Here is a 24,936-nt window from a genome sequence, read left to right as displayed (position 1 = left end):
TCGGCTCCGGCGACCGGGTCGGGGGTGCCCGCCACGAGGGGGGCGCCGGCGCGCTGGGCGATGTGACGGGCGGCGACCTTGTCGCCCAGGTCACGGATCGCGTGCGGGGGCGGGCCGATCCAGGTCAGCCCGGCGTCCAGGACCGCCTGGGCGAACTCCGCGTTCTCGGAGAGGAACCCGTACCCGGGGTGGACCGCGTCCGCGCCGGACTCCGCCGCCGCGGCCAGGACCTTGGCCATGTCCAGATAACTGGTGGCCGGGGTGTCACCACCCAGCGCGTACGCCTCGTCGGCCGCCCGGACATGCAACGCGTCACGATCCGGATCGGCATAGACCGCCACACTGGCGATCCCCGCGTCCCGGCACGCACGAGCGACACGGACAGCGATTTCGCCACGATTGGCGATAAGCACCTTGCGCACAACAACTCCTCGGCGCGGGCGGATCGGCCGGCCCGCTGGCAGCAGCACTGGATTCGGAGAGATGGGGGGATGGGGGATGGGGGGTCAGGGGGCGGCGCTACGTACGGGGGCGCAGCGGCAGGTGCATGTCGACCCTGGTGCCGTCGACGGGCGAGCTCTCGATCGCCAGCTTTCCGCCGATGTCCTCGATCCGCTGGGTCATCGACGCGATGCCCCGGGCCGGGCGGCCCGCGCCGGTGGTCACGCGCTCCGGGTCGAAGCCCCGGCCGTCGTCCTCGACGGCGGCGTGGACCCACCAGCGGGTGGTGCGGACGGAGACGGCCACGCGGCTCGCCCCGGCGTGCTCGAAGGTATTGCGCAGGGCCTCGCGAACGGCCAGGAACAGCGCGCGGCGGTGGGCGGTGGCGACGAGGTTCTCATTGCCGGTGATCTTCACGGTGACGTCGAGGCCGGGCGGGGCGGCCTCCGCCGCGAACCCCTCGATGGCCTCGCCGAGCGGTGGCAGTTCGGTCGCGGTGACCAACTCGCCCAGCATGTCGCGCAGGTGGTCCTCCGCCTCGTGGAGGAAGACCTGGGCCGCGGCGAGCCGGCCCGGGTCGTCCACGCCGGGGCCGCACTCGACGAGGAGGCGGCGGGCGGTGGCGAGGGCGCCGCCGATGTGGTCGTGGAGATCACGGGCGACCCGGCGGCGCTCCTGCCAGCGGCAATCCGTGTGCTCGTCGGGGGTGGCCGTGGGGTCGGCGCTGGTGGAGTCCTCGATTCCGGAGGACGGGGGCGGGGACGGGGACGGCGGCGGGGGCATGGGCTGGCGCGGGGACGCGGGCTGGGGCGTACGGCCGCGTGGGGCGCTCCCCTTGCCTCGCGCCGCGCCGCCGCTCGTGGCGCTCGTGGCGCGCGCGGCGCGTTCGGCGGCGGCCGGGGGCGAGGGGCGCCGGTTCCGTGGCGGGGCGGTCGCGCGGGCCCGGGCCAGGCCCTCGTTGAGCGCCCGGGTGAAGTCCCGTCCGATGACCGATTCCCAGGCCTCGGGTTCCGTCCCCGTCGTCGCCGGATCCGTCCCGGTCGTCGCGCCCGCCTCCGCTCCCCCTGTGATGACAGAGGTATCCATCACAACTCCTCGTACCTCGCGGGACGTCCGAGCCCCTCGGGGAACTCCCCCCTCGGGACTCCTCCCAGGTCGAGAAGCTAACCGGAGGGGTCCTACTGAGTGTTCACCGACGGGTAATCACGCGGGTAATCACCAGAGTCGCGGTACGGGCGGTACGGACGCGGTACGGGCGGTACGGGCGTCAGGCGGTGACCGCCTCGTGGGCGCGGCCGCCCGGCAGCGGCGCGTGGGGCGGTCCCGTGCGGAGCCCGGCGCGCAGGTCGCGTACGACGAGGGCGTCGAGGAGGAGGTCCCACATCCCCGTCAGCCGGGCGGCGAGGCGGTCGGGGTCCATGCCCCGGCAGGCGTCCGCCTCGGCGCCGGACAGCACGGCGGTGACCAGCCCCTCGGCGGAGTCGGCGGAGACGTCGGCGCGGATCACCCGCCGGCCGGCGCGGGCGTCGCGCAGCAGCCGCAGCCCGGTGCGGACGCACACCTCGTGGAAGTCGACGATCGCGGACCCGTCCCGGCCGCGCTCCCGGCCGATCCGCAGGCTGGCCCGGACGATGGGCTCCTCGCAGATCCAGCGGGCCAGGACGTGGGTGACGTCGATCAGGGCCTGCATGGGCGAGCAGCGGGCCAGCAGGTGGTCGACGGTCTCCTCCAGCATCGCGCAGCCGGCCCGCTGGACCGCTTCCGCCAGGTCGGTCTTGGAGGAGAAGTGGAAATAGAGCGCGCCCGTGGTGACCTCGGCGCACCGGCTGATGTCGCTCAGCTTGGCGTCCGCGTATCCGCATGCGTCGATCTGCGCGGCAGCGGCTTCGAGCAATCTCCTGCGGGTCCGCCCGGATCTCTCCTGCATCACCGATCAGCTCCCCCTCCGGTCGATCCCCGGCCGGTTGCCTTCCGTACGCGCCGTGGATGCTCTACGGGCCCACAGAATATGCCCTCATGGCCCTTGCGGAGTGCTTCGATATGCGACGACCAGGGGTTCTCGTGCGTGTCTCGTGCCAACCTCGAGCGACTCGACGGAAAATGCCCCGGCACGGTCCGCAACGCACGCGAGGAGAAGACGCAGTGGGCAGTGATTGGTTCCGACGCTACGGCCAGGCTCCGCAGGACGGACCGCGCCTCGTCTGCTTCCCGCACGCCGGAGGGGCGGCCAGCGCCTTCGTGCCGCTGTCGCGCACGCTGGGGGCGGCGGTCGACGTGGTGGCCGTGCAGTACCCGGGGCGGCAGGACCGCCACCAGGAGCCGCCGGTGGACGACATCGCCCGGCTCGCCGACCGGCTGGCGGAGGAGATGAGCGCGCTGGACGACCAGCGTCCGTTCGCCTTCTTCGGGCACAGCATGGGCGCCGTGCTCGCCTACGAGACGGCGCGCCGGCTGGAGCAGCGGTCGGCCCCCGGGCCGGAGCGGCTGTTCCTCTCCGGGCGCGGGGCGCCGGCGGCGGCGCCCAGCCCGCACGACCAGGTGCGTACGGACGCGCACGTCCTGGCCGCCATCCGGCGGCTCGGCGGGACGACGGGCGGGGTCTTCCAGGACCCGGACCTGCTGGCCATGGTGATGCCGGCGCTGCGGGCCGACTACCGGGCCATCGGGGCGTACGCGTGGACGCCGGGGGCGCCGCTGAACGTGCCCTTCACCGTGCTGATCGGGGACAACGACCCGGTCGTGACGGTCGAGGAGGCCTCGGACTGGCGCGGTTTCTCGGCGGCGCGGACGGACCTCCGGGTGTTCTCCGGCGGCCACTTCTACCTCGACCACCACACGCGTGAGGTGGCGGATCTCGTGGCCGAGGCGCTGGGGGTCGACGCGCTGGTTCCGTAACCGGGCCGATGACCTACGAACTCCCCGGCTATTGCCGGGGAGTTCGTAGTACGGATAAAGAACGACCGATGACCGCGCCGCCGTATGGTCTGGCGCCATGAACGCTCAATCCCCTGGATCCACTGAATCCCCTGGACTCGAACTCGCCGAGCCCTTTCTTCTCGAGTGGCTCGCCTCCGTCGGTCTCGACGTCGAGTACGTCCGCGCCGAGGGAAACACCCTCTACTACCGGGACGCGGACGGCCGGGAAGTCCCCGTGGTCGACTACGCGGGCGGTTACGGCTCCTTGATGCTGGGGCACAACAACCCCGAGATAATCGCCCTCGCCAAATCGCTGCTCGACGGCGGGGTTCCGGTGCACGCGCAGTTCTCGCGGCACCCTTACGCCAATCAGGTGGCCGCGGCGCTCAACACCATTCTCCAGCGGGAACTCGGCACGACCGACGCCTTTTCGGCGATCTTCGCCAATACGGGCGCCGAGGCCGTCGAGGCCGCGATCAAGCACGCGGAGCTCGACCGCAGGATGCGGATGGACGAGCTGGCCGCCCCCGTCGCCGAGCACCTGGAGGCCGCGCGGGCGGCGCTCCTGGGTGGCGAGGCGTCGCTGTCCGGTGAGGCGCTGGGCGCGCTCGGGTTCAGCGCGACCGAGCGGGTGGACCTGGCGGCGTTCGAGGACCTGGCCGCGGAGATCGTCCGCCGGAACGAGGCGGTCCGGCAGCGGCCGCCGGTCTTCCTGTCCCTGGAGGGCTCCTTCCACGGCAAGCTGATGGGCAGCGTCCAGCTGACCCACAACGAGGGCTACCGGGCGCCCTTCTCCGCGCTGGCCGCACAGGCGCGCTTCATCCCCCGGGACCGGCCGGAGGCGATCAAGGAGGCCGTCGAGGCGGAGCGCGCCGAACTCTTCGACGTCGTGGTCGAGGGCGACGCCATCGCGGTCGTGCGGCGTGAGGCGCCGGTGATCTGCGCGTTCGTCCTGGAGCCGATCCAGGGCGAGGGCGGCATCAACGTCATCACGCGCGAGTTCGCGGCGGAGATCCAGCGGGTCACCGCCGAGATCGACTGCCCGGTCGTCGTCGACGAGGTGCAGAGCGGGATGGGGCGCAGCGGCGCGTTCCTCGCGAGCTCTCTGGTGGGGCTGCGGGGTGACTACTACGCGCTGGCCAAGAGCCTGGGCGGTGGTGTGGCCAAGTCGTCCGTGATGCTCGTGCGCCGGGACCGCTACCGCAAGGAGTTCGAGCTGGTGCACAGCTCGACCTTCGCGAAGGACGCGTTCTCCTGCTTCGTGGCGCTGAAGGTGCTGGAGCTGATGGAGGCGGAGGACGGGCGCGTCTACCGGCTCGCCGCCGAGCGCGGGCAGGCCCTGCGGGCCATGTTCGAGTCCGTACGGGCGGACTTCCCGGAGATCGTCGCGGACATCCGGGGCGAGGGGCTGATGCTCGGGTTCGAGTTCCAGGACCAGTCGGAGGCGGCGTCCGCGGCGATCCGCGACAACGCGGGGTTCTTCGGGTACGTGGCGGCCGGGTATCTGCTGCGGGAGCACCGGATCCGGACGTTCCCCACGGCTAGTGCCGTGCACACCTTGCGGTTTGAGCCGTCTGTATATCTCAGCGATGCGGAGATCGCGCAGCTTGAGGCCGGCCTGCGGGATGTCTGCGGGATCCTGCGGAGCCAGGACGGGGAGCGGTTCGTGGGGGCCGGCGCGTAGGGGTTCTGCCCCGGTCCCGCCCTTTCACCGTTTCCTCCTCAAGCGCCGGAGGGGCTGGAGAATCCAGCCCCTCCGGTCGTCCGTCCTACACCGCCGCCGGCAGGCTCCTCGGTGTGCGGGTGCGGCCGTAGAGGTGGCGGAGGGCTCCTGAGGGGGAGCCCGAGGCCAGGAGTTGGCGCATGTAGCGGCGGCGGTCGTCCGGGGCCTCGCCGGCATGGGCGGCCTGTTCCGGCGCGATCATGAACTCGAGGAGGCGGTCGATGGCCGCATCCGAGAGCGGGTCCAGGCCGAGGGTGCTGGTGTGCCGCTTGCCCGCGCCCCAGTCGGGGCGGCGCTGGAGCAGCTCCGGGCGGGCGGCGGCCACCACCAGCAGCGGTACGACGCCCGCGGTCTCCACGAGGTCCTCGACACAGTCCAGCAGGGCGTCGTCCGCCCGGTGGAGGTCGTCGATGATCAGGACCAGGGGGCGTTCGGCGGCGAGTGCCACGACGAAGCGGCGCCAGGCGGCCAGGGCCTCGGCCGGGGCGGCGGGCTCATGGCCCGGGGTGACGAGCGGGGTGAGCGGGGGCAGCAGGCGGTCGGCCTCGCGCGGGTCGGCGATCACGCGGCGGACGGTCGCGGCGAGGTGGGCGCGGGCCTCCCCGGCGGGCTGTCCGGGCAGGATGCCGCAGGCGGCGGCCAGGATCTCGCTCTGCACCGCGAGGGCGTCGTCCCCGGGGAAGGAGGGGGCGCGGCCCACCAGGAAGCGGGCGGGTTCGGGCTGGTCGGCGAAGGCGCGGGCGAACTCCGTCACGAAGCGGGTCTTGCCGATGCCGGGGTCGCCCAGGACGGTGACCAGGTGCGGCTTGGCCCGGTGCCGGGTGCGGCTGAGGAGGCCGCGCAGCAGGTCGAGTTCGCAGTCGCGGTCGACGATGGGGACGGTGTGCTCGCCGGGGTACTCGCGGCGGATGCCGCGTACCTCCCAGCCGGTGGCCGCGTCGCCGGCCGGGGAGAGGCTGACGGCGGCGTCGGCGGCCTCGCGGGTGTTGGCGCAGACCCGGACCTCGCCGGCGGGCACCCGGTCCAGCAGCGACTGACCGGTGTGCAGCAGGGTGCCGATGAGGGTGGGCGGGGTGCCGGGGTCGTCGGGGCGGTAGCGGACGATCGCGTCGCCGGTGACGACGGCGGCGCGGACGGCCGGGCGTCTGCCGTGCCGACCGGTGGCGTACGCGCCCGAGCCGAGGGCGGCGCGGACCGCCAGGCTCGCGTGGACGGCGCGTTCGGCGGCGTCCTTGCGGTCGCCGTCGCCGGAGCAGGCCCCGAAGAGGGCGAGGGTGACGGGGCCGATGCTGGCCACGACGGTCCCGCCGAAGTACTCGGCCTTCTCCTGGACGGTGCCGGCCACGGCCTCCAGGGCGGCGTCGGCGCTCTCGCTCCAGGCGCCGCCCGGGGTGTCCTCGGCGAGTTCGGTGGCGATCAGCGCGACGCTGACCTGGGTGCGCTCGGTGACGGTGGCCGCGGTCCGGCGCCCGTCGGGCGCCGTGACGGCCGTACGGGCGCGGTGCGCCGCGCCGGCGGGGGCCGGGTCGGGCACGGAGGCCAGGGGTACGCCCCCGTGGAGGGGGCGGCGCTGGGCCGGGATCTCGACGCTCTGCTCGCGGGCGGGGCGGCGGCCCAGTTGGTAGGGGGCGGCGCCCAGGGGCCGGGCCAGGGGCAGGGAGAGCGAGGTGTCGTGGGTGAGGATGGCGTGCTGGAGGTCGCGCAGCGAACGGCCGGGCTCCAGGCCGAGGTCCTCGACGAGGGTGGTGCGCACCTTGTCGTAGACGGCGAGGGCGTCGGCCTGCCGGCCGCAGCGGTAGAGGGCGAGCATCAACTGCCCGCAGGAACGTTCCCGCAGGGACTCGGTGGCGACCATGGTCTCGAGTTCGCCGAGGACGCCCTGGTGGCGTCCGCAGGCGAGCTCGGCCTCGAAGTAGTCCTCCATGGCGTCGAGCCGGGCCTTCTCCACGGCGGCCAGCTCGGGCCAGGCGATGCCGGTCTCCACCAGGTCGGCCAGGGCGGGGCCCTGCCAGAGGGTGAGGGCCTCGCGCAGCAGCGTCGCGGCGTCCTCGGGGGCGCCGGCGGAGAACTTGGCGCGGCCCGCCTCGACCTGGCGCTGGAAGCGGTGGAGGTCGACGTCGTCGGGGTCGACGCGCAGCACATAGCCGGGCGCCTGGGTCAGCAGGGCCGGGCCGCCCGCCCCGCCGTTCTCGGCCGTGCCGGCCGAGAGCACGCCGCGCAGCCCCCAGACCGCGTTCTGGAGGATCTTCCGGGCCGAGGTGGGCGCCTCGTCCACGGGCCACAGGGCCCGCAGCAACTGACTGGTGGCCACCACCCTGTTGGCCTGCAACAGCAGAAACCCGAGCGTGGCGCGCTGCTTGATGCCGCCCAGCGCCACGGGGCGGTCGGCGTCAATGACTTCCAGAGGACCTAGCATTCGAAACCGCATCGCTCACCCAAGATCTATTTGCATCGTTTTGCAAAGGTTGTCGCCGGTCGATTCAGAAGGCGGCTTACCGTGGGCCATGCGGCGCGACGTGATGTCACGGAGAGTCAGGCTTGGTTCTTCGTACTGTTTTCTGTTCCCGCGCTCGTTCACCCACTGAAGTCGACGGGAACGCTAGTGGCGGCCTCTAGAGGTTCTCTCGAGGTCCGTTCGAAGTCGGTTGTACCGGCTTCACCCGGAGGGTGCCAGCATGCGCAGTTCGTGCTGCTCACCCCAGGCGGCGAGGGGCAGCAGGCTCTCATGGAGGGTCAGGCCGAGCTCGGTGAGCGAGTACTGCACGGCCAGGGGCGGGATGGACAGACAGACCTCGCGGTCGACGACGCCGTCGAGCTCCATCTCGCGCAACTGCTGGCTGAGCACCTTCTCGCTGACGCCCGGCAGGGAGCGTCTGAGCTCGCCGAAGCGGAGCGGCCGCCGGTGGAGTTCGGTGATGATCAGGGGCTTCCATTTGCCCCCGATGACACCGAGGGCAGCCACCAGACCGCCGGAGAACGACTGACCGGACATGCGCAACTCCCCTACCCCGCCGCGGCCGGACACGAGCACCCCCACGCTACCCCCATACGCTCTTCACTCAGCGACCAGACCGTACCGCATAATCGGTATGTTTTACCCATGGTGACGACATGCCGACGGCCCCTGCCCCGGCCGGGGGACCGGAAGCAGGGGCCGCGCTGGGGGAGCGCCGGTTTCGAGGTGTCCGTCCGGGCGCTTAGGCGACCAGGCCGCTCTTGGCCACGGGGCGGTCGATGGCCATCAGCCAGCGGCCGTCCTCGACCTTGACCAGGACGTCGGTGCAGTTGCCCTCCAGGCGGAAGGGCTTGCCCTCGGCGTCGACGGTGTCGATCGCGTACTCGACGCCGATCAGGGCCACGTCGCCGGCCACGTAGGAGTGGGTGACCTTGGCCTCCAGCTTGGGCTTGTTGGCCAGGAACTCCTTGAAGAACTTCAGGCGGGCCTCACCGGTGAGGGACTCGCCGGAGAAGTTGGAGATGGAGTCCTCGCGGTAGAGGCTGTCGAAGTACGCGCCGTTACCGGAGTTGAAGACCTGGAGGAAGATCTCGTTCTGGGTCCAGGTGTCGTCGGTGAGGTCGGGCTTCTCGGGGTCGAAGGGCACGGTGAACGTCGTCATGGCGGGTTACGTCCTCTTTCTCATGTGTTCCGGGCACCCGGGCACGGGTGCCCCCGGGGGAGGGTCCGGCGAAGGCCGCCGGACGAGGGGTGTCACATCTCGCCGTTGGCCAGCTGGGCGGCGCGCATGCCCGACTCGATCGCACCGTCGATGAAGCCGGTCCAGCCCTCCGCGATGTCGCCGCTCGCGAAGGTGATCCGGTTCGTGGCCTGGTTCAGGACGTCGGGGTAGAGCGAGGTCAGCTGACCGGGCTTGCGGAAGGCCCAGCCGCCGCGGGAGAACTCGTCGGCGCCCCAGTTCTGCGCCCGCAGCCCGATGATGTCCAGGTCCGCGCCGAGCTTCTTCACCGCGTCCTTGACCTGGGCGGTGTTCGTCGGGTCGAGCTTGGGGTCGACGCTGAAGCCGACGTACAGCTGGCCCTCGGCGGTCTTCTTGTAGGGGATGAACATCGGGATCGGCGAACCGCCCTCGGCCGCCTGGCCGTAGAACCGGCCCTGGCCCTCGCGGGCGTGGATCCAGATCTTCAGGGCGTGCTTCACCCCGATGCCCTGGGAGGCGGCGGCCGTGTGGGCGGCGGGCAGCCCCGGGGTGAACTTGATGGTGTGCCAGACGTTGACCGGCACGGCCACCACGACGCCCTTGGCGGAGTACGTCTTCCCGGCGCGGGTGGTGACGTGGACGCGGTTGCCCGACTCGGCGACGGAGGCCACCGGGGCGTTGAACACGATCGTCGGCTTGGACTCGTTGATCATCGCGCTGAGCATCCCGACGGTGCCGGGCTTCATCCGGTACCGCTGGGTGTCGCTCCAGCCCTCGTTGTTCCAGCCGGCCATGGACCACCACTGGGCCAGCATCGTCAGGGCGCCCTCGCTGCTGGCGCCGCCCGAGTAGATGGCGGTCTGGCCGTTGATCAGCATCTCGTCGGCGGGCGACAGCTTCAGCTCGTTGAGCCGGTCGCGCAGCGACAGCTTGTCGAGCTTCTGGAGCAGGTCCGCGCGGTACAGCGGCTGGAAGGGCCGCTCGAAGTACTGCTTGGAGCCCTCGAAGAGCTTCTCGAACAGCGGGCCCATCGCCGCGTTGCCCTCGGCGGGGGTGAACACCTTGGGGCCGTTCGGGGTGGGCAGGAGCATACGGTCCAGCGGGTCCTCCTCCTCGAGACCGATGCTGTACCGCTTGAGCTCCCTGGCGATGTTCGGCTGCGTCGGCTCCACCCAGGTGCCGCCCATCTCCACCTGCTGACCGGCGAACGTGTCGGTCCAGGTGCGGCCGCCGACCCGGCTCCGGGCCTCCAGGATCGTCACCTTCTTGCCCCGGGCGCGCAGTTCGCGCGCCGCCGTGACACCGGCGAAGCCCGCGCCGATGACGATGAAGTCCCGCGTGGAGGCCTCGGAGTCCTCCTCGGCGGCGTACGCGGGCGAGGCCAGGGCGGTCGCGGCCGAGGCGGCCGAGGCGGCCAGAGCGGTCGCGCCCGCGGCCTTGAGGACCGTACGTCGCGAAGGACGGCGGCCGGTGCGGAGGGCGGCGTCGTCGGCCGCTCTGCTGGTGAAGCTGTCGGTGTTCACGGAAATCTTTCCCCCTATGGCGCCGGAGCGCCGGTGACGCTGACTCGAAGCTGACTCGGACCTGATGCGGAAAGCGCGCTGACGCGCACGACCGTCGGAGCGGATGCCCCACGACGGGCGGACTCACGGCCGGGACGGCCGCGAGCCGCCGACGGACGGCCTTACTCGGCCTGGCCGTACGGGTCGTCGATGGCGTAGCGCCAGTTGCCGTCCGCGCCCAGGCGCAGCACGTCGACGCCGATGCCCTTGAGCTGCTCGGGCTTGCCGTCCTCGTCGACGGTGTCGATGATCCAGTCGACGATCAGCAGGGCGGTGTCGCCGGTGACGAAGGAGTGCCGGACCTTGGCCGTCATCTTCGGGCCGAGGGCCAGGAACTCCTTGACGCTGTCCTTGCGGGCCTGGCCGGTCAGCGGCTTGCCCGGCTCCCAGACGGCGACGGCCTCGTCCGTGTAGAAGGCGTTGACGGCGTCCGCGTCGCCTCGGTTGAAGGCCTCGACATAGAGGTCGGTGTGCTTTTCGACTTCATTGGTGAGCTGCGTCATGGCGTGACTGCTCCCGCTTTCTATGGGGTATGTACCGGAATCCAAGCGGACCCTAGCCCGGCGTTCCCAACCCCTCGCTCACCGCAGGGTAATGCGCCGCTCACACCTTTCGACGGGGCGTCAATTACCGCTCCGTGACCGGTCGCTGAAGTGCCGTAGGGCGCCAACTGCCTAGGATCGGTGCACGATTCATGTGTTGTACCACGGGTCCGCCGACGGGAATTCCAGCAGGTGGCGGGGCCGGGTCACGGCGTTCTCGAAATATTTATGGGCCGTTGAGGAATTCAGCTAGGAAAGGTCTGCCGGTCGCGATGACGAAGAAGCACACCCCCGATGGGGTCACGGCGCTCCGGGACGTATCCGAGGCCATCGCGGTCGTCGGCCTGTCCTGCCGGCTCCCGATGGCGGCGGGCCCGGCGGAGTTCTGGGAGCTGCTGAGCACCGGTACGAGCGCGATCACCGAGGTCCCCGAGGGACGGTGGGAGTCGGCGCTCTCCGGGACCGGGGACGGGGGCGCCGGGCGCGGCGGGAGCGCGGCGGGCGGGGTCCGCCGGGCCGGGTTCCTGGACCGCGTCGACACCTTCGACGCCGCCTTCTTCGGCATCTCGCCCCGCGAGGCCGCCACCATGGACCCGCAGCAGCGCCTGGTCCTGGAGCTGGCCTGGGAGGCCCTGGAGGACGCCGGGATCGTCCCCGCCGAGCTGGAGGGCAGCCGGACGGCGGTCTTCGTCGGCACGCTGCGCGACGACTACTCCGCCCTGCTCTACCAGCACGGCGAGCAGGCCGTCACCCAGCACACCATGACCGGCGTCAACCGCGGTGTGATCGCCAACCGCGTCTCGTACTACCTGGGTCTGCGCGGCCCCAGCCTGACCGTCGACGCCGCCCAGTCCTCCTCGCTCGTGGCCGTCCACCTGGCCTGCGAGTCGCTGCGCTCCGGCGAGTCCGCGATGGCCATCGCCGCCGGTGTGAACCTCAACGTGCTCGCCGAGAACGCCGTCACCGAGGAGCGCTTCGGCGGCCTCTCCCCCGACGGCGTCACCTACACCTTCGACGCCCGCGCCAACGGCTTCGTGCGCGGCGAGGGCGGCGGTGTCGTCGTCCTCAAGCCGCTCGCCCGGGCGATCGCGGACGGCGACCACGTCTACGGCGTGATCCGCGGCAGCGCCGTCAACAACGACGGCACCACGCCGGGCCTGACCGTCCCCAGCCAGACCGCGCAGGAGCAGGTGCTGCGCGAGGCCTACCAGAAGGCGGGCCTCGACCCGCGCGCCGTGCAGTACGTGGAGCTCCACGGCACCGGCACCCCCGTCGGCGACCCCATCGAGGCGGCCGCCCTGGGCGCCGTGCTCGGCACCGCCCGCCAGGGCAAGCCGCTGCTGGTCGGCTCGGCCAAGACCAACGTGGGCCACCTGGAGGGCGCCGCCGGCATCGTCGGCCTGCTCAAGGCCCTGCTGGCGCTCGACCACGAGCGGCTGCCCGCGAGCCTCAACTTCGAGACGCCCAACCCCCGTATCCCCCTCGCCGAGCTGGGCCTGGCCGTCCAGCGCGAGCTGACCGCCTGGCCGCATCCGGACGGCGAACTCGTCGCGGGCGTCTCCTCGTTCGGCATGGGCGGCACCAACGCCCACGTCGTCCTCACCTCCGGCCCGGCCCGCGCCGCCCGCCCCGAGCCGGGCGACGCCCCGGTCGTCACCCCCTGGACGATCTCCGCGCGCGGCCCCGAGGCGCTCTCCGCGCAGGCCTCGCGGCTGGCCGCCGCCGTGCGCGGCGACGGGGCCGCGTCCGCCTCCGACATCGGCTGGTCGCTGATCTCCTCCCGGACCGTCTTCGACCACCGCGCCGTCGTCCTCGGCGAGGACCGGGACGCGCTGCTCGCGGGGCTGGACGCACTCGCCGCCGGCACCCCCGCGCAGGGGCTGGTCTCCGGCACCGTCCAGCCCGGTCTGCTGGGCGTGGTCTTCACCGGCCAGGGCGCCCAGCGCGCGGGCATGGGCGAGGAGCTGGCCCGGGTCTTCCCGGTCTTCGCCGCCGCCTACGCCGAGGTGTGCGCCGCGCTCGACGAGCGCCTGCCGCGCCCGCTGCGCGAGGTGATCGCGAGCGGCGAGGACCTGGACGAGACCCGCTGGACGCAGCCGGCGCTGTTCGCCGTCGAGGTAGCGCTCTTCCGGCTCGTGGAGTCCTGGGGCGTGCGCCCCGACTACCTGGCGGGCCACTCCATCGGTGAGGTCGCTGCCGCGCACGTCGCGGGCGTGCTCTCGCTGGCCGACGCCGCCGCGCTGATCGCCGCGCGCGGCCGGCTGATGCAGGAACTGCCCTCCGGCGGCGCGATGATCGCCGTCCAGGCCACCGAGGACGAGGTCCTGCCGCTGCTGGCGGGCCGCGAGGACGAGGTGGCCGTCGCCGCCGTCAACGGCCCGCGCTCGGTGGTGATCGCCGGTGCCGAGGACGTGGCCGAGGAGATCGCCGCGACGCTGAAGACGCAGGGGCGCAGGACCAAGCGGCTCACCGTCAGCCACGCCTTCCACTCGCCGCTGATGGCCCCGATGCTGGAGGAGTTCCGCGCGGTCGTCGAGGGGCTGACCTTCCACGAGCCCCGGATCGCCGCCGTCTCCACCGTCACCGGCGAGGTCATCGCCGACGGCCTGTGGACGTCGGTGGACTACTGGGTGGAGCACGTCTCCCGCCCGGTGCGCTTCGCCGACGCCACCCGTGCCCTGGAGGACGCGGGCGTCACCACCTTCCTGGAGCTGGGCCCCGACGGCGTCTGCTCCGCGATGGTCGCCGACTCCCTGCGGGACGCCTCCGTCGCCGCCTCCGTGCCGGCGCTCCGCAAGGGCCGCAGCGAACCCCAGACCCTGCTGGCCGCCCTCGCCACGCTCTCCGTGCGCGGCACCTCGGTCGACTGGGCCACCGCCTTCGAGGGCTCCGGCGCCGTACGGGTGCCCCTGCCCACGTACGCCTTCCAGCGCGAGCGGTACTGGCTCGACGGCGTGGGCCGCTCCGTCGCCGCGCTCGCCACCACCACCGCCGCTCCGGAGCGGGCTTCGCGCGCCCCCCGGGGCGAGCTCGGCGCCCGCCTCGCCGGGCTGTCCGAGGCCGAGCGCCGCCGCGCCGTGGCCGAGCTGGTCGGCGCGCACGTCGCCGCCGTCCTCGAGTACGGGCCGGGCCGCCGCGTCGAGTTCCGCTCGCCGTTCAAGGACCTGGGCCTCGACTCCCTGATGTCCGTGGAGCTGCGGACCGCCCTGGCGGAGGCCACCGGGCTGCGGCTGCCCAGCGGTCTGCTCTTCGACCACCCCACCCCCGAGGCCCTGGCCGCCTTCCTGGAGGCCGAGCTCACCGGCGCCGCCGGCGCCGACGACGACCTGGCCGTGGCGGGCGACGACGGCGAGCCCATCGCCATCATCGGCATGGCCTGCCGCTACCCCGGCGGCGTCAGCTCCCCCGAGGACCTGTGGAAGCTCGTCGAGGGCGGCGTGGACGCCGTCTCCGGCTTCCCCGGCGACCGCGGCTGGGACGAGGACCTCTACGACCTCGACCCGGGCGCCAACGGCAAGAGCTCCGTCCGCGAGGGCGGCTTCCTCCACGAGGCCGCGCTCTTCGACGCCGGCTTCTTCGGCATATCCCCCCGCGAGGCCCTCGCCATGGACCCCCAGCAGCGGCTGCTGCTGGAGATCGCCTGGGAGGCCGTCGAGCGGGCCGGCCTGGACTCCGAGCGCCTCAAGGGCACCCGTACCGGCGTGTTCGTCGGCGCCACCGCCCTCGACTACGGCCCGCGCATGCAGGACGCGCCCGAGAGCGTCGAGGGCCACCTGCTCACCGGCACCACTTCCAGCGTGATGTCCGGCCGCATCGCCTACCAGCTGGGCCTGGTCGGCCCGGCCGTCACCGTCGACACCGCCTGCTCCTCCTCGCTCGTCGCCCTCCACATGGCCGTGCGCTCGCTGCGCTCGGGCGAGTCGACGCTGGCCATCGCCGGCGGCGCGACCGTGATGTCCTCGCCGGGCATGTTCGTGGAGTTCTCCCGCCAGCGCGGGCTCGCCGCGAACGGCCGCTCCAAGTCCTTCTCCGAGGGCGCCGACGGCACCTCCTGGGCCGAGGGCGTGGGCCTACTCCTCGTCGAGCGGCTCTCCGACGCCCGCCGGAACGGCCACAAGGTCCTCGCCGTCGTCCGGGGCACCGCCATCAACCAGGACGGCGCCTCCAACGGCCTCACCGCGCCCAACGGGCCGTCCCAGCAGCGTGTCATCCGCCAGGCCCTGGCCGACGCCCGGCTCGCCCCCGCCGACGTCGACGCCGTCGAGGCGCACGGCACCGGCACCAAGCTGGGCGACCCCATCGAGGCGGAGGCGCTGCTCGCCACCTACGGGCAGGCCGACCGGGCCGACCGCGAGGCACCGCTGTACCTCGGCTCGCTGAAGTCCAACATCGGCCACGCCCAGGCGGCGGCCGGCGTCGGCGGCCTGATCAAGATGGTGGAGGCCATGCGGCACGGGGTGCTCCCCCGGACCCTCCACGTCGACGAGCCGACCAGCCACGTCGACTGGACCGCCGGGGCCGTGGAGCTGCTGACCGAGCAGCGCGCCTGGCCGGACGCGGGCCGCCCGCGCCGCGCCGCGATCTCCTCCTTCGGCATCAGCGGCACCAACTCCCACGTCATCATCGAGCAGGCCGACGAGGCGCCCCAGGCGCTGACCGCCGGCGACCTCGCCGTACGCGCCCCCTGGGTGCTCACCGCCCGCGACGAGGCGGCTCTGCGCGAGCAGGCCGGCCGGCTGCGCGAGCTGGTGACCGACACCGGCGCCCACCCCGCCGACGTCGGCTTCTCGCTGGCCACCGCCCGTACCGCCTTCGAGCGGCGGGCCGTGGTGACCGGCCGGACGAGCGAGGAGTTCCTCGCCGGACTGGGCGCGCTCGCCCAGGGCGTGGACACCGGGAACGTGGTGACCGGCAGCGCCGCCCGCGCGGGCCGCACCGCGTTCCTCTTCACCGGACAGGGCGCCCAGCGCACCGGCATGGGGCGCGAACTCCACGCCGATCACCCGGTGTTCGCCGCCGCCTTCGACGCGGTCGTCGCCGAGCTGGACAAGCACCTGGAGCGGCCGCTGGCCGAGCTGGTCTTCGCGGAGGAGGGCAGCGAGGACGCCGCCCTGCTGCACGAGACCCGCTACACCCAGCCCGCCCTCTTCGCGATCGAGGTCGCGCTGTTCCGGCTGCTGGAGCACCACGGGCTCACCCCCGACCTGCTCGCCGGGCACTCCATCGGCGAACTCGCCGCCGCCCACGCGGCCGGGGTGCTCTCGCTGGAGGACGCCGCCGAACTGGTCGCCGCGCGCGGCCGGCTGATGCAGTCCGCCCGCTCCGGCGGCGCGATGATCGCCGTCCAGGCCACCGAGGACGAGGTGCTGCCGCTGCTGGCGGGCCACGAGGACGCCGTATCCGTCGCCGCCGTCAACGGCCCCGACGCCGTGGTGATCTCCGGTGACGAGACCGTCGCCGAGGCCATCGCCGCGCGGCTGCGCGAGCAGGGCCGCAAGACCCACCGGCTCACCGTCAGCCACGCCTTCCACTCGCCGCACATGGACGACGTGCTGGAGGAGTTCCGTACGGTCGCGGCGGGCCTCACCTTCCACGAGCCCGCCCTGCCCATCGTCTCCACCGTCACCGGCCGCCCGGCCGAGCCGGGCGAGCTCGCCACGCCCGGCTACTGGGTGAACCAGATCCGGCAGGCCGTCCGCTTCGCCGACGCCGTACGGGCGCTGGAGGAGCAGGGCGCCACGGTGTTCGTCGAGCTCGGCCCCGACGCCGTACTGACGGCGCTGGCACGCAACTCGCTGGCCGGGGAGGGTGCGACGGCCGTCGCGCTGCTGCGCAAGGGCCGCCCCGAGGCGGAGACCCTCATCGCCGGGCTCGCCCAGGCGCACGCCGTCGGCGCTCCGCTGGACGCCGCCTCGTTCTTCCCCGGCGGCACGGCCACCGACCTGCCCACCTACGCCTTCCAGCGCGCCCACTACTGGCTCGCCGCCCGGCCCGCCGCCGACGCGCGCGGCCTCGGCCTGGACATGGCCGGGCACCCGCTGCTGGCCACCGCCGTCGAACTCGCCGACCGCGAGGACCTGCTGCTCGCAGGCCGCCTCTCCCTGGCCACCCACCCGTGGCTGGCCGACCACGCCATCAGCGGCACCGTGCTCGTCCCCGCCACGGCCTTCATCGAGCTGGCCGTCGCCGCGGGCGACCGGGCCGGCACGGGCCAGGTGGAGGAGCTCACCCTGCGGGCGCCGCTCGTCCTGCCCGAGCGCGGCGCGGTCCGCGTCCAGGTCGCCGTCGCGGCGGCCGAGGCGTCCGGCAGCCGCCCGTTCACCATCCACGCCCGGGCCGAGGGCGACGAGCCGCAGCCGTGGACCCTCCACGCCGCCGGCACCCTCGCCCCGGCCCCGCTGCCGGCCGCGCCCGCCGCCGCTTCGCTCGCCGCGTGGCCGCCCGCCGGCGCGGTGGCGGAGCCGCTGGGTGACGTGTACGAGCGGCTGGCCGCCCTCGGCTACGGCTACGGGCCCGCCTTCCAGGGCCTCAAGGCCGTCTGGCGCGCGGGCGACGACGTCTACGCGGAGGTCCGGCTGCCCGCCGAACAGCAGGAGGCGGCCGGGAACTTCGGGCTGCACCCCGCGCTCTTCGACGCCGTCCTCCACCCGCTGGTGCTCGACGCCGCCGACCCGTCGGCGGCGGAGATGATCCGGCTGCCGTTCGCGTGGAGCGACATCGCGCTGTACGCGGCGGGGGCGACGGAGCTGCGGGTCCGTATTTCGCCGGTGGGGACGGACACGGTTTCGATCGACCTGGCCGACGCTTCGGGTGAGGCGGTCGCCTCTGTCGGAGCCCTGACGCTGCGTCCGGTGGAGAAGGCGAAGCTCGCGCCGCGGGCGACCGGGCCGGACGCGCTGTTCACTGTGGAGTGGCCGACGGTGGCCGCGGCCGACGGTTCGGCCGTCACCTGGGCCGAGACGGCCGGGGAAGAGCTGCCGGCCTTCGACGGGGCGGCGCCCGAGGTGATCGTCGCGACGACGGAGGCCGGGGACGACGCCCACTCCGAGGCCCGGCGCGCGCTGCGCCTGATCCAGGCGTTCCTGGCGGACGAGCGGCTGGAGGGCTCGCGGCTGGTGTTCGTCACGCACGGGGCGATAGCCACCGGCGCGGAGGACGTCACCGGCCTGGCCTCGGCCTCGGTGTGGGGCCTGGTGCGGGCGGCGCAGTCGGAGCACCCGGGTCGCTTCGTCCTGGTGGACGCGGACGCGCCGGACCACGGCCTGCTCGCGGCGGCCATCGCCACGGGCGAGCCTCAGCTCGCGCTGCGCGGCGACGAACTACGGGTGCCACGCCTGGCACGGGCGACGGTTGTGGGCAATCGTCCCGCTGGGCGGGACGGGTGGGCACAACCCGACCACCGGCCCGCAGGTGCGAACGCGCCCCTGGACCCGCACGGCACCGTGCTCATCACCGGCGGTACGGGTGGCCTCGGCGCCCTCTTCGCCCGCCACCTCGTCGCCGAGCACGGCATTCGGCACCTGCTGCTCAGCAGCAGGCGCGGCGCCACCACCCCCGGCGCCAAGGAGCTCATCGCCGAGCTCAACACCCTCGGCGCGGAAGTCACCGTCGCCGCCGCCGACGCCGCCGACCGCGACGCGGTCACGGGCCTCCTCGCACAGGTCGACGACGCCCACCCGCTGACCGCCGTCATCCACACCGCCGGTGTCCTCGACGACGCGACCGTCGCCGCCCTCACCGAGGCGCAGCTCGACGCCGTCCTCCGTCCCAAGGTGGACGCCGCCCGGCACCTCCACGAGCTGACGAAGGACATGGGCCTCGCCGCCTTCGTCCTCTTCTCCTCCGTCTCCGGCATCACCGGCACCGCCGGCCAGGCCAACTACGCGGCCGCCAACACCTATCTGGACGCCCTCGCCGCGCACCGCAAGGCGCAGGGCCTGGCCGCGATCTCCCTCGCGTGGGGGCTGTGGGACGCCACCCACGGCATGGGCGGCACGCTCGGCGAGGCCGACCTGGCCCGCTGGACGCGCGCCGGTGTCTCGCCGCTCACCCCGGAGCAAGGGCTCGCCCTGTTCGACGCGGCCCTCGCGGGCGGCGAGCCCCTGTACGTACCGGCCGCGCTGAACCTCGCGACGTTCGCTGCGGCGGACCAGCCCCCGGCCATGCTGCGCGGCCTGGTCCGTACCCGGGCCCCGCGCCGGACCGCCCGTGCGGCGGCCGGTGCCGGGCAGGGCGGGGACTGGGCGCAGTCGATCGCGGCGCTGCCCGAGGGCGAGCGCGCGGGCGCGGTGACCGAGCTCGTCCGGGGCGTCGTCGCCTCCGTGCTCGGCCACGCGAACGCCACCACCATCGACCCCGAACGGGCCTTCAAGGAGCTCGGCTTCGACTCCCTGTCCGGCGTGGAGCTGCGCAACCGGCTCAACGGCGTCACCGCCCTGCGGCTGCCGACCACCGCCGTCTTCGACCACCCCTCGCCGGCCGCGCTCGCCGCGTTCCTGCTCTCCAAGGTGGCCGACAGCGGCACGAAGGCCGTCGTGAAGGCGGCCCGTTCCGCCGCCGCCACCGACGACGACCCGATCGCCATCGTCGGCATGGCCTGCCGCTACCCCGGCGGCGTCACCTCCCCCGAGGGCCTGTGGCGCCTGGTGGCCGATGGCGTCGACGCCATCAGCGAGTTCCCCGTCAACCGCGGCTGGGACCTCGACACCCTCTACGACCCCGACCCGGAGAAGACCGGCAGCTCCTACGTCCGCCACGGCGGCTTCCTCCACGAAGCCGACCTGTTCGACCGGGAGTTCTTCGGCATCTCGCCGCGCGAGGCCACCGCGACCGACCCGCAGCACCGGCTGCTGCTGGAGACCGCGTGGGAGACCTTCGAGAGCGCCGGCATCGACCCGGCCGCCGTGCGCGGTTCCAACACCGGTGTGTTCACCGGCGCCATGTACGACGACTACGCGTCCCGGCTGGCCGGCACCCCCGAGGAGTTCGAGGGCTTCCTGCTCGCGGGCAACCTCTCCAGCGTCGTCTCGGGCCGGCTGTCCTACACGTACGGGCTCGAGGGCCCGGCCGTGACCGTGGACACCGCCTGCTCGTCCTCGCTGGTCGCCCTCCACCTGGCGGCGAACGCGCTGCGCTCGGGCGAGTGCGACCTGGCGCTCGCGGGCGGTGTGACCGTGATGGCCGGACCGCACGTCTTCATCGAGTTCAGCCGGCAGCGCGGGCTCTCGCCCGACGGCCGCTCCAAGTCCTTCTCCGCCGACGCCGACGGCACCGGCTGGGCCGAGGGCGTGGGCCTCCTCCTCGTCGAGCGGCTCTCCGACGCCGAGCGCAACGGGCACCAGGTGCTCGCGGTGCTGCGCGGCTCCGCCGTCAACCAGGACGGCGCCTCCAACGGCCTGACCGCGCCCAACGGCCCGGCCCAGGAGCGCGTCATCCGCCAGGCCCTGGCCAACGCGGGCCTGAAGCCGTCGGACGTCGACGCCGTCGAGGCCCACGGCACCGGTACGACCCTGGGCGACCCCATCGAGGCACAGGCCCTGCTCGCCACCTACGGCCAGGACCGCCCCGAGGACCGCCCGCTCTACCTCGGCTCCCTGAAGTCCAACATCGGCCACTCACAGGCCGCGGCGGGCGTCGGCGGCGTCATCAAGATGATCCAGGCGATGGAGCACGGCACGCTGCCGCGCACCCTCCACGCCGACGAGCGCTCCCCGCACGTCGACTGGGAGGCCGGCGCCGTCGAGCTCCTCACCGAGGAGCGGGCATGGCCCGAGGCGGGCCGGGCGCGCCGCGCCGCGGTCTCCTCCTTCGGCATCAGCGGCACCAACGCCCACGTCATCATCGAGCGGCCCGTCGTCCCGGCCGAGGAGAAGACGGCGGAGCGTCCGGCCGACGGCGACGGCGTCCTGCCGTGGCTGGTCTCCGGCCGCAGCGAGGAGGCCGTACAGGCCCAGGCCGAGCGGCTGCTCGGCCACCTCGGCGCCCACCCCGAGCTGGCGCCCGCCGACATCGGCTTCTCGCTGGCCACCACCCGTGCCCTGCACGACCACCGGGCGGCCGTCGTCGGCGCCGGCCGGGACGAACTCCTCGCCGGACTGGAAACCCTGGCCAACGGCGAGTCCTCCCCCACCGTCGTCCGGGCCACCGGCGGCCGGCGCGGAAAGACCGCGTTCCTCTTCACCGGGCAGGGCTCCCAGCGCCTGGGCATGGGCCGTGAGCTCTACGCGTCCTCGCCGGTCTTCGCGACCGCCCTGGACGAGGTCTGCGCCCACCTCGACACCGAACTGCCGCGTCCGCTGAAGGACGTGCTGTTCGCCGCCGAGGGCTCCCCGGACGCGGCCCTGCTGGACATGACGGTCTTCACGCAGGCGGCGCTGTTCGCCGTCGAGACCGCCCTGTTCCGGCTCGCCGCGCACCACGGGCTGACCCCCGACTACCTCCTCGGCCACTCCATCGGCGAGGTCACCGCGGCCCACCTGGCCGGGGTGCTCGACCTCGCGGACGCCTGCCACCTCGTCGCCGAGCGCGGCCGGCTGATGCAGGCCGCCCGCGACGGCGGCGCGATGGCCGCGATCCAGGCCACGGAGGACGACGTCCTCGCGGCCCTCGACGCCTACGGCGACGACGGGCGCGTGGCGGTGGCCGGCGTCAACGGCCCCCGCTCCACCGTGATCTCCGGGGACGAGGACGCCGTCGAGGAGCTGGTGGCCCTCTGGCGGGAGCGCGGCGCCAAGACCAAGCGGCTGTCCGTCAGCCACGCCTTCCACTCGCCGCACATGGCGGACGTGCTGGAGGAGTTCCGGGCCGTCGCCGCCGGGCTCACCTTCCACGCCCCGCGCATCCCGGTCGTCTCCAACGTCACCGGCACCCTCGCCACCACCGAGGAGCTGACCTCGCCCGACTACTGGGCCCGGCACATCCGCCAGGCCGTCCGCTTCCTGGACGGCGTGCGGTACCTGGAGGAGCAGGGCGTCACCGACTGGCTGGAGCTCGGCCCGGACGGTGTGCTCACCGCCCTCGTCCAGGAGAGCCTGGCCGGCGAGGCCGCCTCGCTCACCCCGGCGCTGCGCCGGGGCCGCCCCGAGGACCGTACGGCCGCCGCGGCCTTCGCCCAGCTCATCGCGCGGGGCGTACGCACCGACTGGCCGGCCGTCTTCCCCGGCGCCCGGCGGGTCGCGCTGCCCACCTATGCCTTCCGCCACCAGCGGTACTGGCTCAACGCCCCGGCCTCGGCCGGCGGCGGCGCGGCCGGGCTGGGCCTGGGCGCGGCGGACCACCCGCTGCTGGGCGCGGCCGTCCAGCTCGCCGAGCGCGACGAGTACGTCTTCACCGGCCGGGTCTCCCGCAGCACCCACCCCTGGCTGGCCGACCACGCCGTCCTGGGTTCGGTGCTGCTGCCCGGCACGGGGCTGCTGGAGCTGGCGCTGCGCGCCGGCGAGCAGGCGGGCTGCGACTCGCTGGAGGAGCTGACCCTGGCCGCGCCGCTGGTGCTGCCCGAGCGCGGCGCCGTCCAGCTCCAGCTGGCCGTCGGCGCGGCCGACGGGCAGGGCGTCCGGACCGTCGAGATCCACTCGCGGCCCGACGACGGCGACACCGACCGGGCGTGGACCCTCCACGCCTCCGGCACCCTCGTCACCGGCCGGGCCGCCCCGGCCGACCTGGTGGTCTGGCCGCCGGCCGGGGCCACCGAGGTGCCGCTGGACGGCGTCTACGACCGGCTCGCCGACCAGGGCTACGGCTACGGCCCGGCCTTCCAGGGCCTGCGCCGCCTCTGGCAGGGCGAGAACGAGTTGTTCGCCGAGGTGGCCCTGGCAGAGGAACTGCGCGCCGACGCCGCCGCGTTCGCCCTCCACCCGGCGCTGCTGGACGCCGCGCTGCACCCGCTGCTGCCCGGCGTGGCCTCGGCGGACGGCCCTTCGTGGCTGCCGTTCTCCTGGTCCGGCGCGTCCGTCCACGCCACGGGCGCCACGGTACTGCGGGTTCGCCTCTCGCTGGAGTCCCCGGAGCCGACGACGCTCCTGGCGTCCCTGACGGTGGCCGACGGCGCGGGCCAGCCGGTGGCGACGGTGGACTCCCTGACCCTGCGTCCGCTGTCGAAGGAGGCCTTGCTGGCCGCCGGGAACGCGGCGAGGGACGGCCTCCTCAAGGTCGCGTGGCAGCCCGTTGTGGGCAATCGTCCCGCAGGGCGGGACGGGTGGGCACAACTCCACGACGGCGCCGCACCGCTCCCGACCGGCACCACGACGTACGCGGACCTCGCCACGCTGCGGGCGGCGCTGGACGAGGGCACGACCGCCCCGGCGGTCGTCCTCGCCCCGGTCGCGGGCGGTGAAGGCGACACCGCCGAGGCGGCCCACACCGTCCTGCGATCCACGCTGGACACCATCCGAGCCTGGCTCGCGGACGACCGCCTCACCGACTCCCGACTCGTCGTCGTCACGAACAACGCCGTCGCCGTCGGCAAGGAGGACGTCACCGACCTCCCCCACGCCGGCCTCTGGGGCCTCCTCCGCTCCGCGCAGACGGAGAACCCGGGCCGGATCACGATCCTCGACGCGGACAACACCGCCACCGAGGAGCAGCTGACGGCCGCCGTCGCCACCACCGAGCCCCAGGTGGCGATCCGAGGGGAAGCCGTCCTCGTACCCCGCCTGGCCCGCGCCGAGCGGACAGAGGAAAACGCCCCCGCATGGGACCGCGGCACCACCCTCGTCACCGGCGCCACCGGCGCCCTCGGCGGCATCCTCGCCCGGCACCTGGTCACCCAGCACGGCGCACGCCACCTGCTGCTGCTCAGCCGGCGCGGCGCCGACGCCCCCGGGGCGGCGGAGCTGCGGGACGAGCTGACCGAGCTGGGCGCCACCGTGACGCTCGCCGCCGTCGACGTCGTCGACCGCCCCGCGCTCGCGAAGGTGATCGCGGACATCCCGGCCGAGCACCCGCTCACGGCCGTCGTCCACACCGCCGGCGTCCTCGACGACGGCGTCATCGCCCAGATGACGCCCGAGCAGCTCACCACCGTCCTGCGCCCCAAGATCGACGCGGCGTGGAACCTCCACGAGCTCACCAAGGACCTGCCGGAGCTCTCCTCCTTCGTCCTCTACTCCTCCGTCGCCGGTCTCCTCGGCACGGCCGGCCAGTCCAACTACGCGGCGGGCAACACCTTCCTGGACGCCCTCGCCGAGCACCGCAGGGCCAACGGGCTGCCGGGCGTGTCCCTCGCGTGGGGCCTGTGGGCGGACACCGGCTCCATCGCCGGGCACCTGGCGGAGGCGGACCTGCGCCGTCTGGCCCGCTCCGGGCTGCTGCCGCTGAACTCCAAGGAGGCCATGGAGCTGTTCGACGCGGCGCCCGCCACCGGCGAGGCCGTCCTGGGCGTCACCCGGCTGGACACGGCCGCGCTGCGGCGCGGCGAGCCGCCGGTCCTGCTGCGCGGCATGGTGCGGACGCCCGCCAAGCGCGCGGCGGCCGCCGCGGGCGGCGGCGCGGACGCCGGGCCGTCGCTCACCGAGCGGCTGGCGGCCCTGTCCCCGCTGGAGCGGGGCCGGGCCCTGACCGACCTCGTCCGGGCGCAGGTGGCCCAGGTGCTGGGCCACTCCGACGCGGGCGGCGTCACCGCCGACCGGGCCTTCTCGGACCTGGGCTTCGACTCGCTGACCGCCGTGGAGCTGCGCAACCTCCTCAACAAGGCCACCGGTCTGCGGCTGCCGACGACGCTGGTCTTCGACCACCCGAGCCCGGCCGCGCTCGCCGCCCACCTCCAGGACCAGCTGGTCATCGAGGAGGTCTCGCCGGCCGAGCCCGTACTGGCGGGGCTGGACGGCCTGCGGGCGGCGATCGAGTCGGCGGCGGCCACGGGCGAGGACGACCGCGCCCGGATCACCGCCCGGCTGCGGGAGCTGCTGGAGGCCGCGGAAGCGGCCGGCGACGCACCCGCCGAGGCGGAGGACGCCGGTGCCGGCTCCGATCTGGAAAACAAGGACCTCGACGCGGCCAGCGACGAGGAGCTCTTCGCACTCTTCGACGGTCTCGAATGACCGGCCCGCACACCGCCCGGACCTCACCCGTACTTGCCGAACGCACTCACCAGGAGCTGA

At 73.8% G+C, this 24,936-nt stretch carries 11 protein-coding genes; 3 read left to right on the top strand and 8 right to left on the bottom strand.

Features of this window, described 5'->3' with window-relative positions; all coding sequences use genetic code 11:
• The 3 genes from AB0E98_RS12245 to AB0E98_RS12235 all read right to left on the bottom strand — a co-directional run.
• Positions 1-422 (bottom strand): biotin carboxylase N-terminal domain-containing protein (locus tag AB0E98_RS12245; protein ID WP_361701494.1); only part of this gene is annotated, 422 nt, incomplete at its 3' end.
• Positions 423-519: 97 nt separating this feature from the next.
• Entirely contained in the window at positions 520-1,527 is a 1,008-nt protein-coding gene (locus AB0E98_RS12240; RefSeq protein ID WP_361701492.1) for an ATP-binding protein, read from the bottom strand.
• A gap of 181 nt (positions 1,528-1,708) precedes the next feature.
• Positions 1,709-2,368: a ScbR family autoregulator-binding transcription factor gene (locus AB0E98_RS12235; RefSeq protein ID WP_361701544.1), complete on the bottom strand. Its 660-nt coding sequence runs from the start codon at positions 2,366-2,368 to the stop codon at positions 1,709-1,711.
• A 215-nt stretch (positions 2,369-2,583) separates the two neighbouring features.
• Here AB0E98_RS12235 and AB0E98_RS12230 point away from each other — a divergent pair, with 215 nt between their 5' ends.
• Complete coding sequence (locus tag AB0E98_RS12230) at positions 2,584-3,336, top strand: alpha/beta fold hydrolase (protein ID WP_361701490.1); 753 nt, start codon at positions 2,584-2,586, stop codon at positions 3,334-3,336.
• 97 nt (positions 3,337-3,433) lie between these two features.
• Positions 3,434-5,041, top strand: coding sequence for an aminotransferase class III-fold pyridoxal phosphate-dependent enzyme (locus tag AB0E98_RS12225; RefSeq protein ID WP_361701489.1), 1,608 nt, complete (start codon positions 3,434-3,436; stop codon positions 5,039-5,041).
• An 85-nt stretch (positions 5,042-5,126) separates the two neighbouring features.
• On the opposite strand, the gene AB0E98_RS12220 is transcribed toward AB0E98_RS12225, so the two are convergent.
• From AB0E98_RS12220 to AB0E98_RS12200, 5 genes are all read right to left on the bottom strand, one after another.
• Positions 5,127-7,496, bottom strand: coding sequence for a BTAD domain-containing putative transcriptional regulator (locus AB0E98_RS12220; protein ID WP_361701487.1), 2,370 nt, complete (start codon positions 7,494-7,496; stop codon positions 5,127-5,129).
• Between the two features lie 240 nt (positions 7,497-7,736).
• The gene (locus tag AB0E98_RS12215; protein WP_361701485.1) at positions 7,737-8,072 is read right to left on the bottom strand and encodes a helix-turn-helix domain-containing protein; all 336 of its coding nucleotides are present in this window, start codon (positions 8,070-8,072) and stop codon (positions 7,737-7,739) included.
• A gap of 205 nt (positions 8,073-8,277) precedes the next feature.
• A complete protein-coding gene (locus AB0E98_RS12210) occupies positions 8,278-8,697 on the bottom strand; it encodes a nuclear transport factor 2 family protein (protein WP_361701483.1) in 420 nt (139 codons plus the stop codon).
• A 92-nt stretch (positions 8,698-8,789) separates the two neighbouring features.
• Positions 8,790-10,259 (bottom strand): NAD(P)/FAD-dependent oxidoreductase, encoded by a 1,470-nt coding sequence (locus tag AB0E98_RS12205; RefSeq protein WP_361701481.1) that lies wholly within the window; start codon positions 10,257-10,259, stop codon positions 8,790-8,792.
• Between the two features lie 161 nt (positions 10,260-10,420).
• Positions 10,421-10,801 (bottom strand): nuclear transport factor 2 family protein, encoded by a 381-nt coding sequence (locus AB0E98_RS12200; RefSeq protein ID WP_311614285.1) that lies wholly within the window; start codon positions 10,799-10,801, stop codon positions 10,421-10,423.
• 311 nt (positions 10,802-11,112) lie between these two features.
• Here AB0E98_RS12200 and AB0E98_RS12195 point away from each other — a divergent pair, with 311 nt between their 5' ends.
• Positions 11,113-24,876, top strand: coding sequence for an SDR family NAD(P)-dependent oxidoreductase (locus AB0E98_RS12195; protein ID WP_361701479.1), 13,764 nt, complete (start codon positions 11,113-11,115; stop codon positions 24,874-24,876).
• The last annotated feature ends 60 nt before the right edge of the window (positions 24,877-24,936 follow it).

The sequence above is a fragment of the Streptomyces sp. NPDC037389 genome, assembly GCF_040636475.1.
Classification (GTDB): domain Bacteria; phylum Actinomycetota; class Actinomycetes; order Streptomycetales; family Streptomycetaceae; genus Streptomyces; species Streptomyces hesseae.
The sequence above is the reverse complement of the archived record's forward strand: the minus strand, read 5'-3'. Positions and strand labels throughout refer to the sequence as shown.